Here is a 17,730-nt window from a genome sequence, read left to right as displayed (position 1 = left end):
CTGATGCACACTCTCCTTCGCGGCGTATTATTGGGACATTCCCTTCGTTCCGAAATCTCTGATGGCCACTTTGACATGGAATTCAATATCGGATTCACTGAAATGGTGATCCCAGTCAGAGGAAATCTTTCTCCACTTATCCGGATAATGAATCCGCACTTCATCGCCTAAGCCTGTAATGTCCACCTTCAAGTCATGCTGCAAATAATCAATAAACTTTGTGACATCTGAATGAATGCTGCGTGTCACCGTCTTTTTGATTTCATCAATATAGGACTGTTTAAAGGAATCTTCCTTTGGGTTCCAGTCCTCGGACAGGCGGCCCTCCACAAATCGGGTTACGATAAATTTGAATTTCCCGTTTTTATACTTGGTTTTTACTTTATATTTGCTGGAAAATATCTCGAACGATAAAAAATAGCCTTTATGCTTTGAAAATGTAACACCGCCCTTTACCGTACCTGTAAACAGATTCATATCTTGAACCTGCATCGGTGTTAAATTTGCCAGCCAAAATTTATTTTTTATAATAGAAGCGCCGGATATTTCCAGACCGCCGCCCTTTACCTTGCGGACCTGCGGAATGGCGAATGTCTCACCTGCTGCAATTTTTTCTGATATATCTCCTAATGTTACGGGCTGCATCATGCGTATGGTGAACGAATTATTTTCCGTTAAGTCATAAATGGTGTTGGATGCAGGCTCCCCTTGGTCAGTTACGGTAAATATGTCTTTCGTCTGATCGGGCACTGTCATCACGTTGCAGCTTCTCCGCGTTCCGTTGTCCTTGATAAATTGATTCATGAGTGCATCAAGCGGGATATCGTCTTTTAACAGGTTTTGTGAAAATAACATGACGCGCAAATGCTGTGAAAAAGAACGGCGATTTTTTAACGCTGCCGTCCTCAAGGCTTGGTGAACCGTTTCACCGGGTGTCGAGGTGATCTTTGTCGTCTCTCCCGAAGAGGACTGCTCAGAACTGGCTTTTGTCGGAATGAGAATTTGCTGGGTCACCTGCACGTTTTCTTCCTCAGGCTTATCCAGGCCGACGCCTATGACAAGGCTCAAGTCCTCAATGTTCCGGCTGTCCCAGCATCCGGTTAAGAGCAATGTGCAGAGGATGATCACGATGTATGTTTTCATTGCGCTTTCACCTTCCTTTTTACAGCGACAACGATAAATAATAGTAAAGGCAGTAAAAACAAACCGAAGAAGATATAGCCCAGAAAATCGCTGAAGGTCATCAGCTCGTTGGCGTCTGTTGGCATTAATGAGCCGAAGTACGTGGCGATTGCGACAAAAATAATTCCTTTTTTCATCGGCAGTCCGAAAATTTTCTTCAGCCCTGAGGTGGCGAAGTAACCGTACGATACATAAGTGGTGAAGAATTGTACGATCCATACAGCGAGTAAAAAGGATTCAAATCTTTCAATAAACAGACCTTTCAGCTCGAATGATTGAAAGAGCGCAATGGTCGGCCAAATCATGGTTTGAACATCCTGAGTGGTTAACGCGCCGACAACGATGACGTATGAAATCATGTATAAAATGATAGGAATGCTAAAGCCCGTTGCTGACAAACGAAACGCGTGCTTTTTATTCTTGAGATATTCGGGCAAAAACAGCATAACCTCAATTCCCAAAAAGGATACAGAGACAACGGTGAGAGAGTTTGTAATGGAAGAAACCCCCTGGCCCAGCACCGGCCGCAGGTTGTCCAAATTAAAAATCTTAAAGCTGAAAGCAAACACAATCAGCAAAATAATCATGGTGATGGTCAAATAGAAAGGAAACAGCCTGCCAATATCGCTCATGCCGCCTATGATTAAATAAACGGAGCAGGCGATAAAAATAAAGAGAGTGACCGGCACTGGCGTTCTCTCTAAAAGGAAAAATTTCACCATCTCCGCCATGGCGCGCGCTTCAAAACTGGCGACTCCGATAAAATATAAACAGATCATGAGATTCACTAAATTTCCGGCCCATTTGCCGAGCCCTTCATTCATATATTCAAAAAAAGAAGGGTATTGATGCTTTTTCATAATGAGCGTGTTGAGATAGATCAAAAAGATAAAGATGATGCCTTCCAGGCCTAATACAAGCCAGCCGTCCGGTGAATTAGTCTTTAATGTCAGCGCCCGCGGCATGGTCAAGAGGCCTGCGCCCAGCATTGTGTTAGAAATCAACGCCGTTCCTTGATAGCTGGTGATCTTACTTTGCGTTTTTTTGTGGCTCATTTGGTTTTTTCGCCTCTTTTGGTTGATTTTTAATTGGGAGACGGAGTATAGAATCATCGGCATTTTTTAAGCTGAAAAACCCATTCGGCGAGAAATACGGAGATCCGAAGCTTCTTTGTCTTGATAAATGGGTGTAAATCGCCAGCATAAATAAAATCATGCCGTACAGTCCGAACGCTGCCGCAGTAAACATCGATATGAATCGGAGCACACGGAATGACAGACCCATCCCGTACTGAGGCACCGTAAACGAAGCGAGCGCGATAATGCTGACAACGATGACCATGATAGAGCTGACCAGATTGGCTTCAACGGCAGCCTGTCCGATGACGACTCCTCCAACCAATCCGATTGTCTGGCCGAGCGGATTAGGCAGCCGCAGCCCCGCCTCTCTCAGCAATTCAATCGTAATTTCCATCACCATCGCTTCAATGATAGGCGGAAAGGGAACATTTTCTCTGTTCGCCGAGATGGTGACCGCAAGCGCAGTCGGTAAAAGCCCTTGATGGAATGAAACGAGCGCGATATAAATAGATGAAAAAAACATCGTGATAAAAATGGAAGTGAATCGCAGCGCGCGGATGAGCGAGGCTGAAATCCACCGTTCATAATAGTCGTCGGGAGACTGCATCAAAATGCCGAGAGAAGCCGGCACAACCAGAACAAAGGGAGAGTTGTCCACAAGTATGGCGACGCGGCCGTTAAACAGGGCGGAGGACACTTTATCAGGCCGTTCGGTGTTTTGGATTTGCGGGAACGGCGAATACTTATTATCCTCAATGAGCTCCTCAAGCGTCCCGGAATCCTGGATGTCGTCCAGCTGCACTTCGCTGAGGCGTTTTTCAACATCGCTGATGACAGACGAGTCCGCCTTACCTTCTATGTACATGACAGTAGCGTATTTTAACTTGCTTTCTCCGATCAGAATTTTTTTCGTTTTCAGCTTCGGGTGGTTCGTTCTTTGTCTGATCAGGGCGACGTTCGTATCAGTGTCTTCCGTGAAGGCGACTTTAGGCCCTCTTACAAGCTTTTCAGATGTCGGCTCCGTTATGTTTCTCTTTTCCTTTTTCCCCGTTGTCAAAATGTATACGTTGTCAAGCCCGTTAATAAAAACGGCGCAATTTCCTCTTAGAATGGAGGTGATCGCTTCTTTTGCCGTAGTGACGGGGCGGGCGTCAATCATATCGAGACGTTTTGTCACGGTTTCAAGCGTCAGGGTCTCTTCTTCCTTAACCAGCGTTTTGACCGCTTCTTTTATTTTGTCTTCATCGTTTAGTTCGCTGAGATACATATAATAAAAAACAAGGCCGTTCGACAGCATTTTTTTATTTTGAATAAGATCATCGTTTTGTTCAACGTGAGGAAGAACCATCGCCAGATTAATGTGAATATATTCCTTAAATTCCGATTGTGCCACCGCAATCACCCCGCCTTCTAATCCTTGTTAGAGGTTATCTTTTCCTGTTAAAAAAATGATATACTATGTTAAAGTATTTCATGGTACAAGTTTTTTTATGAAAGCGGAGGAGAAATGTGGCACAAGTCAGACTGGCAGGCAATGCTGAAGAAATTGAACAGCTGATCAAATCATTTGAAGCGCATTATGAGGTAGCCTATACGTCAAAGGAGTACCGAAAAACAAATCCGAAGTATAAATATTCTAAGGATTCGCGCGTCTATCTTGAGCTGAAATTAAAGTCGGCAAAGATCGAAAAATAAAAAAGGGTTTCATCTGTTACTGGCGAATAATACTCAGGGTGAAGCAACTGTTATGGAGGGATACATAAAATGGAATACAGAATTGAAAAAGACACCATGGGAGAAATAAAAGTTCCGGCAGATAAGTTTTGGGGCGCTCAGACACAGCGCAGCAAAGAGAACTTCAAAATCGGTTTTGAAAAAATGCCTCAGCGTGTTGTGAAGGCGTTTGCAATATTAAAAAGAAGCACGGCGATCGCTAACGAGCGCCTCGGCAATTTAGATTCTGAAAAAGCACAGGCGATTGCTGCTGTTTGTGATGACGTGTTAAAAGGCAAATATGACGATAACTTTCCGCTTGTCGTTTGGCAGACGGGAAGCGGCACACAAAGCAACATGAATATGAATGAAGTGGTGGCCAACCGCGCGACTGCTTTATTGAAAGAAAAAAATTCTGACCTTACGATCCATCCGAATGATGATGTCAACCGCAGCCAAAGCTCCAACGACACATTCCCGACGGCAATGCACGTCGCGGCGGTCCTTGCCGTATATGAACAGCTCGTTCCGGCACTTGATCAGCTCCGCACAACACTTGATGAAAAAGCAAAAGCTTATGAAGACATTGTCAAAATCGGACGCACGCATTTGCAGGACGCGACTCCGCTGACACTTGGCCAAGAAATCAGCGGCTGGGTCTATATGCTTGACCGTTCGAAAGAAATGATCCTGGAAGCCACTGAAAAAATCCGCGCTCTTGCCATCGGCGGCACGGCGGTCGGAACGGGAATCAACGCCCATCCGCAATTCGGTGAACTCGTGGCTGAGGAAATCACAAAAGTAACAGGGCAGACGTTCAAAAGCTCGCCGAACAAATTCCATGCGCTGACAAGCCATGATGAAATCACTCACGTTCATGGCGCGTTAAAAGCACTTTCTGCCGACCTGATGAAGATCGCAAATGACGTCAGATGGCTGGCGAGCGGCCCGCGCTGCGGCATCGGCGAAATCGTCATCCCTGAAAATGAGCCTGGAAGCTCTATCATGCCTGGTAAAGTCAACCCGACTCAAAGCGAAGCGCTGACTATGATCGCCGCCCAAGTCATGGGGAATGACGCAACAATCGGTTTTGCGGCAAGCCAAGGAAACTTCGAGCTGAACGTTTTCAAACCGGTTATTATCTATAACTTCCTGCAAACGGTGCAGCTTCTCAGCGACGGAATGAATTCCTTCCATGACAAATGTGCCGTCGGTATTGAGCCGAATAAAGAGACGATTCAAGAAAATTTGTCTAACTCATTAATGCTCGTTACGGCGCTCAACCCGCACATCGGCTATGAAAACGCAGCAAAAATCGCTAAGCTTGCCCACAAAGAAGGCTTGACGCTGAAAGAAGCGGCATTACAGCTGAACCTGCTGACAGAAGAGCAATTTAATGAAATGGTGAAACCTGAAGATATGGTGCACCCGAAAGCATAAAAAAGAAAGAACGGCTGCAAATACTGCGGCCGTTCTTCTAAATAAACTGCTGTTTTAATAAATAGCTGAGCTGCTCTGCATTTTCAGCCAGCAGTTCTGATTCCTTCAAATTCAGAATCATCCCTTTTATAATTGCCAATTTCGGCGACTTTTTCTTCATTTCCGCTTCCAGAATCTCCAAGCTCTCGGTGAATTCAGATGCTTGCGATTTGTCCATCGTGCTGATAGAGGCACGGAGGGTCTGCAAAATCGATTTACTTAAAGGATCGGGCTGTCCGTTATGAAGAGGCCCGAACAGTGAGCTTGCCTCATCAAGAGAAATAAAAGGTTCATCCCGTCTGTCCGCCATCCCGTTCACCATGTCATCAACTCTATGAATCACAGTATCCGCCAATGCGGCAGGCTGTACGGTCCGGCCCGTCAAGAGGATATATTCAAGATATATCTGATTGATTCCTTCTATTAAAAAACAAAGCTCGGCTGTATACGGCTCAACCTTTTCTCCGTAAATATTGAGGAGACTGTCAATATGAAATTGCAGTATCGACCGCCGGATTCTTTTTCCGCACTGCGCCACTTCCTCTGTATAAGGAAGAGAGCCGTCTTTCATCTGAACCGTAATAAAATCCTGATGCGCGAGAATCGATTCATAAAACACAGCAAGCTGTTTTTGATAAGCGGCCCTCGGGCTGTCACCTTCTGTTTGAATCGTAGTGATTCGGGTAAACGTTTTATCATAGTAGTAATTCAGCATTGATAGAAGCAAAGCTTCTTTGGAAGGAAAATAAATGTAAAAAGCGCCTTTGGAGATTTTGCATTCATCGGCAATTTCTTGAACTGATGTTGATTTATACCCTTTACGGGCAAACAATTTTATTGCTGCTTCAATAATCAGCTTTTCTTTTTCCTTCAATGGTTCCACCCTTTCGGAGCCAGGAGGCTGGCGTTTACTGCTCATGTATGACTATATGGTCATATGGATTTTCCATAAATTTAACCTGATTGTAACTTGTTTTTTTGTCTTGTTTTATTTATATTATAAAGTGAGATGACCGAATGGTCAAAGTTCTGGCGAAAGGGTGAATCTCAAAAATGAGAGAATTAGACGAAATGATCAGCCGCTTGCGAAACAGAGGGATTAAAGTCGAAAAGGTAAAATATCCAAAGCAGACGATATCTGAAAAGAAATGGGTTCATCAATGCCAAAAACCGCTGAAAACGAATTACAGAGATTTTAACGGCTATTCCTTCACATAAAAAAAGACTGCAATAAAAAATCACAGTCTACTTTGGAACGATAATTCGGTAGGTAACACCCGATTGATCATTTTCAATTGTAATAGATGCTTTGTGCAGGGTTAAAATCCGTTTTACGATGCTGAGTCCAATGCCAAACTCGCCTTTCTTCCCTTTATTAAAAGGCTCGTATAAGCTGGATAGCATCTCATCCTCAATCGGAGGACCGTCATTTTTAACCGTCATCACAATCTGCTGCTGATTTTGGCTGATCTGAACGTGAATTGCCGTTTCGGCGTAGCGAATTTGATTTTCCAGAATGTTTTCAAGGAGCTTGCTCCATTGCTCCGGATCACCGGACATCATCATCACATCTCCCGTGTCAACGGTCCACGACAATTCTTTCCGCGCCCATTTGAGCCGCTCAATCACTTCTTCCGTCACCTTCACAATGTCGAATGTTTCATGATGAATCGGCTGCTTCAGTAAATAATCAAGCTTCGTTAAATATAATAAATCCTTGATTTTTTTCTCAAGCTTTTCAGCTTCGCCTTCAATCACGTCAATTGTGTTTTCAAGATCCCCTTTAGGAAAAATCCCGTCTTTAATCGATTGGGTATAGCCTCTTATGACCATAACAGGCGTTTTTAAATCATGAGAAATATTTTGTAAAAGGGTTCTTTCTGTCTCATCCTTTTGAACCAGTTTGCTCCGCATATCCTCAATGGTATGGCCTAATTTTCCGATTTCGTCTTTTCGATCGACAATGACCGGATCATCCCAATCCTGTTCAGATATCCGCTTTACATGCTTTTCCAAGGAAACGAGCGGTCGCGATAAATATTTGGCGAGCCAAATCGCCGGAATCCAGCTTAATAAAATAACGCCTGCAATAATAAACAGAAGCTGCCTGAACAGTGTATATGCCAGATCATCCCGATAAGAATCAAGTGCGTAAGACAGCATCATGGCATTTTGTCCGTTAATGGTGAGGCCTTTTTTAATGACAAAAAACACTTTCTCCCCGCTGACTTCTGCGCTGTATCGTTTCGTGATGCTGTGCTGGCGGCCGGCGAGCTTGTACACCTTATGGATAAACGAGTTAGATAGGTAGCTCAGATCTCTGTCACTGGCCGATTCTTCCCGTTCCGGCAAAAGGAGGTGCTGCACAGAACGGAATGTAGTCGGGGCTGTCGCGTCCTCGCTGTAATATCCCCGCTCAATAGATCCGGGCAGACGGTACTCCGTCAGGACATGCTGTTCATTTTCAATTGTCGTGTATGTTTCATCTGTGAAAAAATCACGCAGCGTATTTGAAAACAGCACGAGCAATAGGATAGAGATGGCTAAGAGAATGCCTGAAATCACAACCCATATTTGAAAAGCGAGCGGTTTATTTTTCATGACGTCATCATCCTGTAACCGAATCCGTATATGGTTTCAACCTTCAGCTCGGGCATTTTTTTCCGCAGCCTGCGGACAAGATCATCGACCACGCGGTCAGTACCGAAATAGTCATGGCCCCATATTTTTAACAAAATGTCCTCTCTGGAAAAGGGATGGCCCTTATGATGAATGAATAAAAGCAGAAGATCAAATTCCTTAGACGTGAGATTGATCAGGTTCCCGTTTTCGTCATATACCTCTCTGGCTTCTTCGGCTACATTGTAGGAGGATACGGCGGTCCCGGTTTTTTTGGCGGCCGGCTGTTCTTTATAGACAAGCTCCAGCAGCTTTTGAACCCGTATAATCAGTTCCCTGGGCAGAAACGGCTTTGCGATATAATCATTGCTTCCAAGCTCTAATCCAAGAACCCTGTCAATATCCGCGTCCCGTGCGGAAATAAAAATGACGGGCACATCGGGGTCTTTTTCTTTTATTTCTTTTATGAGGGTATAGCCGTCTGTATCCGGAAGCATGATGTCAAGAATCCACAGGTGGGGAGACGGCTGCATCAGCTTTCTGGCATCCTCGCCTTTTGTAAAAGATGTAATGTTCCAGCCTTCATTCTCTAAATATTTTGTAAGCAATTCATTCAGATTGTCCTCATCTTCAACTAGATAAATGGTGTATGACAAGGCAACTCACATCCTTTCAACGTCATTATACTAGTTTTAACACATTCAAGGCGCATTTTCATAATTTCACATATTCTTTTCATTTTTATCCCACAATGTTTGTTTATGATGTATATAAGGGAAGAAAGGAAGAAAAAAAGCGAGGAAGATAACATGTTCAAACACATATTGTTTTGGTGCTTTGCTTTTCTCCTTATTATTGGGACAATAGAACTTGTACATGCAATGAATATGTAATAAATAGAATGAAAACATGCTAAAGGAGTGTGCATGAATATGAACGATCACCGAGATGACGGTATCAGCAGGGATCAGTCAGATCTTTCACATACGGAACAAAATAAACAAGAACCGAAGCAGATAAGCCATCAGGAGCAGCAGCTGCTAAAAGCGCCTGACTCCGGGGAAGCAAGAAATGAGACAGCCGCAACAGCGGAAATCGAAAAGACGGCTGCTGTGAAAAAAGAAAAGAAACGGAGAGCCGCATGGCTGAGCCCGATCTTAGGCGGAATTATCGGGGGAGGTTTGGTGCTTGGCATTGTGCCGAATCTGCCGAGTGAGCAGCATAAGACGGAAGCCGTTTCAGATACAAAGCAGGTTCAGTCCTCAAACTTTACGTCAACGCCTTTAAAAAACACCTCAAGCGTGGCAGATATGGTAGAGGATTTGGAGCCTGCCATCGTCGGGGTGTCCAACTATCAAGCAAACCAAAGCAGCCAGTTTGGGTTTGACAGCAGCTCAAGCTCTGAAACGGAGAGCGGTACGGGGTCCGGCGTCATCTTTAAAAAGGATGGCCAAAAAGCGTATATCATTACAAACAACCATGTCGTAGAAGGAGCCAACAAATTGGCAGTGACGCTGTATAGCGGTAAAACCGAAACGGCGAAGCTCGTCGGAAAGGATGCCATCAGTGATTTAGCCGTGTTGGAAATCAGCTCATCAAATGTCAAAAAGGTGGCCAGCTTCGGGGATTCCTCTAAGCTCCGCACAGCTGATAAAGTCATTGCCATCGGCAATCCGCTCGGCCAGCAGTTCTCCGGCACCGTCACTCAAGGCGTCATCAGCGGGCTTAACAGAACGGTTGACGCCGATACGTCACAAGGCACGGTGGAAATGAACGTCATTCAGACAGACGCGGCAATCAATCCGGGGAACAGCGGCGGTCCGTTAATCAACTCCAGCGGCCAAGTCATCGGAATCAACAGCATGAAAGTCAGTGAAAACGGTGTGGAATCACTCGGATTCGCCATCCCGAGCAACGATGTAGAACCGATTGTTGACCAGCTTCTGGCAAAAGGAAAAGTCGAACGCCCGTTTTTAGGAGTGCAGATGATTGACATGTCGCAAGTGCCGGAAACGTATCAGCAGAACACGCTCGGACTGTTTGGAAATCAACTGGGCAAAGGCGTTTATGTAAAAGAAGTGCAATCCGGTTCACCGGCGGCCAAAGCCGGCATCAAGTCAAATGATGTCATCGTAAAATTAAATGGAAAAGATATTGCAAGCAGCGCCGATATCAGACAGATCCTTTATAACAAATTGAAAATCGGTGACAAGACGTCTATCCAAGTTCTCAGAGGCGGAAGCAAAAAGACGCTGGATGTCACGTTAACAAAACAAACTGAAAGCGCAAGCTGAGCGCATAAAAAAAGCTGAACCCTCAAATAAGGGGTTCAGCTTTTTTCGTTCATTCGCCTAAGTATGCTGACAGCATCCACACGTGTTTGTCCGCTTCTTCCGCTAAACCGACAAAAAGATCGGCTGTTGAAGGGTCATTTTGTTCCTCGGCGATGCCGATGACAAATTTCGATTCGCTGCTGATTTGTTTGTAATCGTTAATCAGTGTTTGCACCATTTCAGAAGCCGTTTTTTCACTGCCTTCATCAGAGATGGAGGCCAGTTTAAGATAGCTGTTTAATGTCGCGGCCGGCTGTCCGCCGATGGCCAGCAGCCGTTCGGCAATCGTATCGGCTGTTTCCGCCGCTTGATCATACAGCTCTTCAAATTTTTCATGAAGCGTAAAGAAGTGAGGCCCTTTTACATACCAATGGAAGCGGTGCAGCTTAGAGTACAGAATAAACCAGTTTGATAATTGGGTGTTCATTGAGTTCTCAACTAAAGATTCATTTTTTTTCGCATGTTGTGTGTTCATATTTATCGTCCTCCCTGTGATCTGTTAATTTAATTATATCACATATCAAATGAAAATCAATACTAAATTATAATTATTATAAATAAGGATCAATGGAGCAGCTTTTTCTTAATAACGGATTCCCATGCGGACCAAGAAAAGAGCGAGCGGAAGGCCAGAGTCAGTTTGACGCCTTTGCCGATCGGGTAACGTAATTTTTTCAGCCGTTTTAGCTGTGCTAATTGAGAAATCAGCTCCGCCACCTCACTCGGATCCCCGCTTTTTGAAGCGCTGTTTTCGACGTAAGCCTTAATGGGCTCATAATAACGGTCATATGGCGACCCTTTGCCGGGGGGCGTAATTTGCCGTGCGAGAGACGTCTCCCAAATAGAAGTCTTATATGATCCCGGTTCAACTAGGGCGGCATCAATTCCGAAAGGCAAAAGTTCCAGGCGCAGGCACTCTGTAAACCCTTCGACCGCAAATTTGGAAGACGAGTACGGAGAGAGGGAAGGAAGTCCTGTCAAGCCGCTGATACTGCTGATATTAATGATTTTCGCTTCGCCATGCTTTCTCATATACGGCAGAACGGTTTTCGTGACGTTAATCAGGCCGAATACATTCGTCTCAAACTGCCGTCTGTAATGTTCCATCGGCACGTTTTCAATAAATCCGCCGTACGCCGTACCGGCATTGTTTACAAGCAGATCGACAGCTCCGAAATCGCTGATCATTTTCCCGAAATCAGAAACGGATTGTTCGTCCGTCACATCTAACGGAACAATGGTAAGGTGCCCGCCGACATCCGATTGAGCGGCCGTTTGCTTCAGCGCCTCAGCCTTTTCCGGCTGTCTTGCTGTTGCGATGACGTGATAAGGCCCGGCAAGCTTAATGGCTGTCAGCAGCCCAAATCCGCTCGTTGCGCCTGTTACAATGGCAATTTTTTTGGTCATATCGTGAGCCTCCCGTTTTTTTATATACATAGTGTATAACATCTTCCGGAAAGAAGGGGAAATCGTTCGGAAATCTGTCAGAATTGTTCTATAATAAAATAAACTCGGATGAAAGGGGTTTTACAAGATGGCTTTAGAGAGTTTGAACGAAACGTGGGATTTAAACTCAATTTTTAAAGGCGGCAGCCAGTCGGAAGAATTTCAAGCGTACATCAGCAGGCTGAAACATCATCTCAGCGCTTTTCAACAAGCGGCAGAGGCATTTAAAGCGCCGCAGCATGCAGATGATGAAAAGGAGCTGACTCATCTGATTGATATGTTTGAACGGTCAGCCATCATGATCAGGCAGGCTGGAGCATTCGTCAGCTGTCTTCAGGCCCAAAATATTGAAGATCAAAAGGCGAACGAATGGAAGGCGCAAATCAATCAGCTGAGCAGCGATTTTAAATCCTCTCTTGTCACGCTGGACCATACACTTGCTCAAATTGATCAATCCGTATGGGAAGGACTTCTGCAACAGCCCGGCCTGCAGGATCTCACATACATATTAAATGAAAGAAGAGACCGGGTCGCAGAGAAACTCAGTGCAGCAGAAGAGAAGCTGATTGAAGGCCTGGCCGTCGACGGCTATCACGCCTGGGGCGACTTGTACAATGCGTCTGTCGGCAGAATGAAGATTCCGTTTCAAGATGGGGAGCTATCTGTCGGACAAGCGGAAAACATGATGGCGAATCCGGATCGTTCCGTCAGACAAAAAGTGTTTGAGGGATTAAATGAAGCATGGGAGCGGGAAGAGGGATTGTTCAGCAGCACATTGAACCATCTGGCCGGCTTCCGCACCGAAACATATAGAGCGCGGGGCTGGGAAAGCGCCTTAAAAGAACCGCTTGCCATCAACCGAATGAAACAAGAGACACTGGATACGATGTGGCAGGTCATCACTGATCATAAACAGCCGTTTGTTGAGTACTTAAATCGAAAAGCGTCTCTTTTGGGGCTGGAGCGGCTGAATTGGTATGATGTGGGCGCTCCGGTCGGTGAGGCGCCTAAGGAATATACGTATGATGAAGCGGCCAATCTGATCATCAGTCAATTCTCGACGTTCGGCAAAAAGCTTTCCTCATTTACGGAAAAAGCGTTTCGCGATCGCTGGATCGAGGCGGAAAACCGCAGCGGCAAACGGGTCGGAGGCTTTTGCACGAGCTTTCCTGACAGCGGGGAATCACGCATTTTTATGACGTTTTCCGGCAGCGCTTCAAATGTGTCGACGCTTGCGCATGAACTCGGACACGCGTTTCACCAGGATGCGATGCTTCAAGTGCGGCAGTTAAACAGAGCCTATGCGATGAACGTAGCCGAAACCGCTTCAACCTTTGCAGAAATGATCGCAGCCGATGCCGCTTTGAAACAAGCTGAGACGAAGGATGAGAAGCTGTTTTTACTGGAGGATAAAATACAACGAAGCGTAGCCATGTTTATGAATATTCATGCGAGATTTTTATTTGAAACACGTTTTTATGAAGAGCGGAAGCAGGGAGTCGTCCCGGCAGACAGATTAAATGAGCTGATGGAAGCGGCGCAGAAAGAAGCATTCTGCGATTCATTAGGAGAATACCATCCTCATTTTTGGGCGTCAAAGCTTCATTTTCATATTTCCGGAGTTCCGTTCTACAATTTTCCGTATACTTTCGGTTATTTATTCTCGCTTGGCATATACGCAAGAGCGCTGCGGGAAAAAACTGATTTTGAAGAAAAATATATCGCGCTGTTGTGCGATACCGCTTCAATGACGGTTGAAGATTTGGCAATGAAGCATTTGGGGGCAGATTTAACAAAGCGTGCGTTTTGGGAGGACGCGGTCGGCCTTGCCGTACAAGACGCGAAAGATTTTTTGAAGCTGACTGAATTTTAATCTTCATCTTCATACGAAGCAGCCGGAGTGTTCACCGCTCCGGCTGTTTTTATGTTGAGTGAATGACAAAACCCGCCCTTGGACATACCTAAAAATGATCGGAAATGAATGGGAGTGAATCGCATGAAATGGATCAGGACGGCGGGCGCCGTATGTATCACGCTGATGCTGATTGCCGGATGCCGATTGAATGAACAAGAGCGGGAAGCAATAGAAGACATCGCACCCGTTTCATCCGCAAAGCCGGTGCCTTACGACAGCTTTTCCCTTCGGGTGAACTACGGGGACGGCGAGCATAACCGCTATGAAGGCATGTATGAAAAAAAGGGCCGGGACGAAAAGGCGGACATACTGGATAAGCTGTCAGGCGTCCATCGGGAAGGTGAAGAAGCGCTTGATGAAATGAAGATGATTCTCGGAGAACTGGCTTTAAACAGCCGGATGCCGGAGAGGGAAGTCGTTCGGCAGGTGCTCTCTGCGTTCAATTTAGACAGCCATTATGACCATTTTTATTTGAAACTGAAGAAAAGCGACGGGGAAATAACAGAAATCAAGAAATAACCGCAGCAATGCTTTTTTTGCCTAAAACTAATTGATAATGATACTCAAAGTCATTAATTTCTGTTACAATATAATCATTATACGGTTGTTGACTATTTAGGCAGTTTGTTTATATACATAGTGTTGGGAAACACGAAAAGGAGCGGTTAGCGGAATGAGTGCAATTTCTACAGAAACGTTGAGCTTAGGGTACGGGGAAACCGTTATTATTGATGAGTTGGATGTGACAATTCCAAAAGGCGAAATTACCGTATTAATTGGCAGCAACGGCTGCGGAAAGTCGACACTTTTACGTTCATTGGCGCGGCTGATGAAACCGAGGGGCGGCTCTGTTCTTTTAGAAGGAAGAGCAATTGCCAAACTTCCGACAAAGGAAGTGGCAAGAGAGCTTGCTATTTTGCCGCAGAGCCCGTCGGCTCCAGAGGGTCTTACGGTGCATCAGCTTGTGAAACAGGGAAGATACCCTTATCAAAGCTGGCTGAAGCAATGGTCGGCAGAGGACGAAGATGCAGTGGCGAAAGCGCTCAAAGCGACGAAGCTTGAGGAAATGGCCGACCGCCCGGTAGATTCCTTGTCAGGCGGCCAGCGCCAGCGCGCGTGGATTGCGATGACGCTCGCTCAGGATACAGATATCATTTTGCTTGACGAGCCGACAACCTATCTCGACATGACACACCAAATTGAAATTCTTGATTTGCTGTTTGAATTAAATGAGAAAGAAAAGCGGACCATCGTCATGGTGCTGCACGATTTGAATTTGGCGTGCCGCTACGCCCATTATCTTGTGGCGATTAAGGATAAACAGATTTATGCGGAAGGCCGCCCTGAGGAAGTCATCACTTGCGATCTTGTGCAGCAGGTATTTGCAATGAACTGCCAGGTCACGCAGGACCCGCTGTTCGGCACGCCGCTTTGCATCCCGCACGGCCGGGGCAGATGTATCGTTCAGGAAGCAGCCCTCTCCGCCCGTTCGTCATAATCATTGAAAAGGGAAGGGAACGGTATGGTATGGAAGAGAAGCTTCAGCAGCAGCTGGACGGTTTGCTTGAAAAATATACGGAGCTATTGCTTGGCGAAACCGATCATGAATTAAAGGAAGAAGTCAAGCAGTGGATTTTGTACACACATATCGCCAAAAGCATGCCCCCGCTCGTAAAACATTGGAATGAATCCTACCCGGACGCCAAGCAGGGTATGAAAGACACGATACAGCATATTAAACAGCTGAATGAAGAACATAGAAAAAAACAATAAAAAAGCTTCCGGCATCAGATAGAGGTGCCGGAAGCTTTTTTTGCTGAAAACGAATCAATAAAGGCGACCAATGCGCTGCTCATATACGAATCCTTCCGCGTGACAAATTCTGTTTTCATCAGGCTGAATGATTCCGGAATGGCCCAGAGATGGACGGAGCCTTGTGCAGCATGCTGTTCAATGACGCTTCTAGGAAGCAGTGTGATGCCGAGCCCCGCCGTCACTCCGCCGATGATCGCTTCAAGCGTGCCAAATTCCATAATAGCCGGGTGTGCCGTTCCGGCGGAATGAAGCCATCGCTCCAATGTGTCACGGTACGTGCAGCCCGTGCTGTACACAAGGATCGGCTTTTTCACTGCCTCTTCTATATCTGAAACAGCAGCTGGCGTCACGACAACCGCTTCTTCTTCAAATGCCGGGACGGAATGCAGTTCCGGGTGTTTGATGTGACAGCCGATAAAGGCGCCGTCTAATTCGTAGCGCAGAACTTTATCGGTTAAGAATTGAGTATGGCCTGTAGAAAGTGACAGCTGTACGTCAGGATACCGCTCGTAATAGGCTGCCAGGAGCTTTGGAAGCCTGACGGCGGCAGTCGTTTGAGTGGAACCGATCATAAGCGGCCCGCTCGGCTTGCTTGAAGAGGCAAGCGCCTTTTTGGCTTCTTCTAAAAGACCGACAACCTGATCCGCGTATTGAAGCAGCACCGAGCCGCTGGAAGAAAGCGTCATGCCCCGGTTATGACGGAAAAAAAGCTCTGTTTTCAGCTCCTCCTCCAGATGCTGGATTCTGGCTGTGACATTTGACTGCACATAACCGAGGCGCACGGTAGCTCTCGTAATGGAGCCTTCTCGGGCGACCATTTGAAAAATCCGTAAATCTCCGCTTTCCATTGTATGTTCCCCCGCTTCTGTTTTGGTATCAATTTGAATGATAGCAAGTATCTTTAACAATCATTATACGAAACAGCAGCCGTCCATTACAATAAACATATCAGCTGATAACAATAGATCGAATGAGGAGTGGAAGAAATGAACCTTCAGCATAAAACGGCACTGGTGACTGGCGGCGGCACGGGAATCGGAAGAGCGGCATGCCTAGCTTTGGCAAAACGGGGAGCGGCAGTTGCGGTCAACTATTTACGTTCCAAAGCGGAAGCAGAAGAAACAGCGGAACTGATTACAAAAGCAGGAGGACGCGCCATCACCATTCAAGCTGACGTTTCAATAGACAAAGAGGCAAGGAGCTTGGTAAGCGAAGCCGCCAAGGAGTTTGGAAGCCTTGATTTACTCGTTAACAATGCAAGTATCACTAAACATATCCCGCTCGGTGATTTAGAATCTGCACATGATGATGTGTGGGATAAACTGTTTGCTGTCAATGTGAAAGGGATGTTTCATTGCGCGAGAGCGGCGGCTCCTTATATGAAGAAAAATAAGACCGGGGCGATTGTGAATGTAGGGAGCATCGCCGGCACGACGGGGGCAGGCTCTTCACTCCCATATGCCGTATCAAAAGCGGCAGTGCATGGTTTGACAAAATCACTTGCTCACGCGTTAGCTCCGGAGATCAGAGTATGCTGTGTCGCACCCGGAGCGGTTGCGACAAGGGGGTGGGCAGGCCGTGAAGAGACGATGCACCGGCTCGCCGGGCATTTGCCGCTGGAGCGTATCTCGGCTCCGGAAGATATTGCGGAACTGATTTGCTCCGTGTTGGAACAGGAAGCGATGACCGGCCAAATCATAACTGCCGACTGCGGGCAGACATTATAAAGGAGAGAGCCTATGCCATTTGTGCAGATTCATTTACAGGCAGGCAAAAGCGAAGCGTGGATCAAAAAGCTGAGCACAGCCATTCACAAAACGATGACGGAAATCATTGGTGTGCCGCATGATGACTATTTTCAGGTAGTGCATCAGCATCAAAAAGGCGAGTTTTTCTATGATCCGTCCTACCTCCAAGTCGAGCGGACCGATGCTCTGATTTATGTGCATTTTACGTTGAAAAACTCAAGAACGGCCGAACAGAAAAAAGCATTTTATCATCAATTTGCAAGCCGCCTTCATGAAGACCTTGAAATCAGAAAAGAAGACGGATTTATCGTGCTTTCAGGAAATACAGAGGAAGACTGGTCGTTCGGAAACGGAATGGCGCAAATGATAAGAGAGAAATAAAAAAAGCCCGCGGACTTCGC

The 17,730-nt window shown here is 46.0% G+C and carries 19 protein-coding genes; 10 read left to right on the top strand and 9 right to left on the bottom strand.

Going from position 1 to position 17,730, the window contains the following annotated elements; translation table 11 throughout:
• Positions 1 to 27 precede the first annotated feature (27 nt).
• The 3 genes from KY305_RS01025 to gerAA are packed head-to-tail and all read right to left on the bottom strand — an operon-like array spanning position 28 to position 3,654.
• On the bottom strand, positions 28 to 1,143 hold the full coding sequence (locus KY305_RS01025) for a Ger(x)C family spore germination protein (protein ID WP_223060972.1): 1,116 nt from the start codon (positions 1,141 to 1,143) through the stop codon (positions 28 to 30).
• Positions 1,140 to 2,237, bottom strand: coding sequence for an endospore germination permease (locus KY305_RS01020; RefSeq protein ID WP_223060971.1), 1,098 nt, complete (start codon positions 2,235 to 2,237; stop codon positions 1,140 to 1,142). Before KY305_RS01020 ends, KY305_RS01025 begins: the two co-directional genes overlap by 4 nt.
• Complete coding sequence (gene gerAA, locus KY305_RS01015; protein WP_223060970.1) at positions 2,212 to 3,654, bottom strand: spore germination receptor protein GerAA; 1,443 nt, start codon at positions 3,652 to 3,654, stop codon at positions 2,212 to 2,214. Before gerAA ends, KY305_RS01020 begins: the two co-directional genes overlap by 26 nt.
• Positions 3,655 to 3,770: 116 nt before the next feature.
• Here gerAA and KY305_RS01010 point away from each other — a divergent pair, with 116 nt between their 5' ends.
• Both KY305_RS01010 and fumC read left to right on the top strand, forming a co-directional pair.
• Complete coding sequence (locus KY305_RS01010) at positions 3,771 to 3,956, top strand: YvzF family protein (RefSeq protein WP_061522149.1); 186 nt, start codon at positions 3,771 to 3,773, stop codon at positions 3,954 to 3,956.
• Between the two features lie 69 nt (positions 3,957 to 4,025).
• Entirely contained in the window at positions 4,026 to 5,414 is a 1,389-nt protein-coding gene (fumC, locus tag KY305_RS01005) for a class II fumarate hydratase (protein ID WP_223060969.1), read from the top strand.
• 37 nt (positions 5,415 to 5,451) lie between these two features.
• On the opposite strand, the gene KY305_RS01000 is transcribed toward fumC, so the two are convergent.
• A complete protein-coding gene (locus tag KY305_RS01000; RefSeq protein WP_223060968.1) occupies positions 5,452 to 6,327 on the bottom strand; it encodes a TetR/AcrR family transcriptional regulator in 876 nt (291 codons plus the stop codon).
• Between the two features lie 179 nt (positions 6,328 to 6,506).
• On the opposite strand from KY305_RS01000, the gene spxO reads away from it, so the two are divergent.
• Positions 6,507 to 6,671 carry an anti-adapter protein SpxO gene (gene spxO / locus KY305_RS00995; protein WP_156476243.1) on the top strand — a complete coding sequence of 55 codons (165 nt, stop codon included), beginning with the start codon at positions 6,507 to 6,509 and terminating at the stop codon, positions 6,669 to 6,671.
• A 27-nt stretch (positions 6,672 to 6,698) separates the two neighbouring features.
• On the opposite strand, the gene cssS is transcribed toward spxO, so the two are convergent.
• Both cssS and cssR read right to left on the bottom strand, forming a co-directional pair.
• Positions 6,699 to 8,054, bottom strand: coding sequence for a two-component system sensor histidine kinase CssS (gene cssS, locus KY305_RS00990; RefSeq protein WP_223060967.1), 1,356 nt, complete (start codon positions 8,052 to 8,054; stop codon positions 6,699 to 6,701).
• Positions 8,051 to 8,728 carry a two-component system response regulator CssR gene (gene cssR, locus KY305_RS00985; RefSeq protein WP_214803189.1) on the bottom strand — a complete coding sequence of 226 codons (678 nt, stop codon included), beginning with the start codon at positions 8,726 to 8,728 and terminating at the stop codon, positions 8,051 to 8,053. Before cssR ends, cssS begins: the two co-directional genes overlap by 4 nt.
• 276 nt (positions 8,729 to 9,004) lie before the next feature.
• Here cssR and KY305_RS00980 point away from each other — a divergent pair, with 276 nt between their 5' ends.
• Positions 9,005 to 10,366, top strand: coding sequence for a S1C family serine protease (locus KY305_RS00980; RefSeq protein ID WP_223060966.1), 1,362 nt, complete (start codon positions 9,005 to 9,007; stop codon positions 10,364 to 10,366).
• A gap of 49 nt (positions 10,367 to 10,415) precedes the next feature.
• Here KY305_RS00980 and KY305_RS00975 read toward each other — a convergent pair whose 3' ends face one another.
• On the bottom strand, positions 10,416 to 10,880 hold the full coding sequence (locus tag KY305_RS00975; RefSeq protein WP_223060965.1) for a Dps family protein: 465 nt from the start codon (positions 10,878 to 10,880) through the stop codon (positions 10,416 to 10,418).
• 89 nt (positions 10,881 to 10,969) lie between these two features.
• A complete protein-coding gene (locus KY305_RS00970) occupies positions 10,970 to 11,812 on the bottom strand; it encodes an oxidoreductase (RefSeq protein WP_223060964.1) in 843 nt (280 codons plus the stop codon).
• A gap of 127 nt (positions 11,813 to 11,939) precedes the next feature.
• Here KY305_RS00970 and KY305_RS00965 point away from each other — a divergent pair, with 127 nt between their 5' ends.
• The 4 genes from KY305_RS00965 to KY305_RS00950 all read left to right on the top strand — a co-directional run bounded on the left by KY305_RS00965 (position 11,940) and on the right by KY305_RS00950 (position 15,539).
• Positions 11,940 to 13,724, top strand: coding sequence for a M3 family oligoendopeptidase (locus tag KY305_RS00965; RefSeq protein ID WP_223060963.1), 1,785 nt, complete (start codon positions 11,940 to 11,942; stop codon positions 13,722 to 13,724).
• A gap of 123 nt (positions 13,725 to 13,847) precedes the next feature.
• Positions 13,848 to 14,285: a YusW family protein gene (locus KY305_RS00960; protein ID WP_223060962.1), complete on the top strand. Its 438-nt coding sequence runs from the start codon at positions 13,848 to 13,850 to the stop codon at positions 14,283 to 14,285.
• A 154-nt stretch (positions 14,286 to 14,439) separates the two neighbouring features.
• The gene (locus KY305_RS00955) at positions 14,440 to 15,264 is read left to right on the top strand and encodes an ABC transporter ATP-binding protein (protein ID WP_223060961.1); all 825 of its coding nucleotides are present in this window, start codon (positions 14,440 to 14,442) and stop codon (positions 15,262 to 15,264) included.
• 29 nt (positions 15,265 to 15,293) lie between these two features.
• Entirely contained in the window at positions 15,294 to 15,539 is a 246-nt protein-coding gene (locus KY305_RS00950; protein WP_223060960.1) for a YusU family protein, read from the top strand.
• A 14-nt stretch (positions 15,540 to 15,553) separates the two neighbouring features.
• Here the strand turns inward: KY305_RS00950 and KY305_RS00945 are convergent, their stop codons facing one another.
• Positions 15,554 to 16,429, bottom strand: a complete 876-nt coding sequence (locus tag KY305_RS00945) for a LysR family transcriptional regulator (RefSeq protein WP_223060959.1) — start codon at positions 16,427 to 16,429, stop codon at positions 15,554 to 15,556.
• 138 nt (positions 16,430 to 16,567) lie between these two features.
• Between KY305_RS00945 and KY305_RS00940 the strand changes: the two genes are divergently transcribed.
• Together KY305_RS00940 and KY305_RS00935 are read left to right on the top strand one after the other, a co-directional pair.
• Positions 16,568 to 17,308 (top strand): SDR family NAD(P)-dependent oxidoreductase, encoded by a 741-nt coding sequence (locus KY305_RS00940; protein ID WP_223060958.1) that lies wholly within the window; start codon positions 16,568 to 16,570, stop codon positions 17,306 to 17,308.
• A 12-nt stretch (positions 17,309 to 17,320) separates the two neighbouring features.
• Positions 17,321 to 17,710 carry a tautomerase family protein gene (locus KY305_RS00935; protein ID WP_223060957.1) on the top strand — a complete coding sequence of 130 codons (390 nt, stop codon included), beginning with the start codon at positions 17,321 to 17,323 and terminating at the stop codon, positions 17,708 to 17,710.
• Positions 17,711 to 17,730 lie beyond the last annotated feature (20 nt).

This window comes from Bacillus sp. YC2 (assembly GCF_019891195.1).
Taxonomy (GTDB): Bacteria; Bacillota; Bacilli; order Bacillales; family Bacillaceae; genus Bacillus.
Note: the sequence above shows the minus strand (reverse complement) of the source record. Positions and strands in the feature narration are given on the sequence as shown.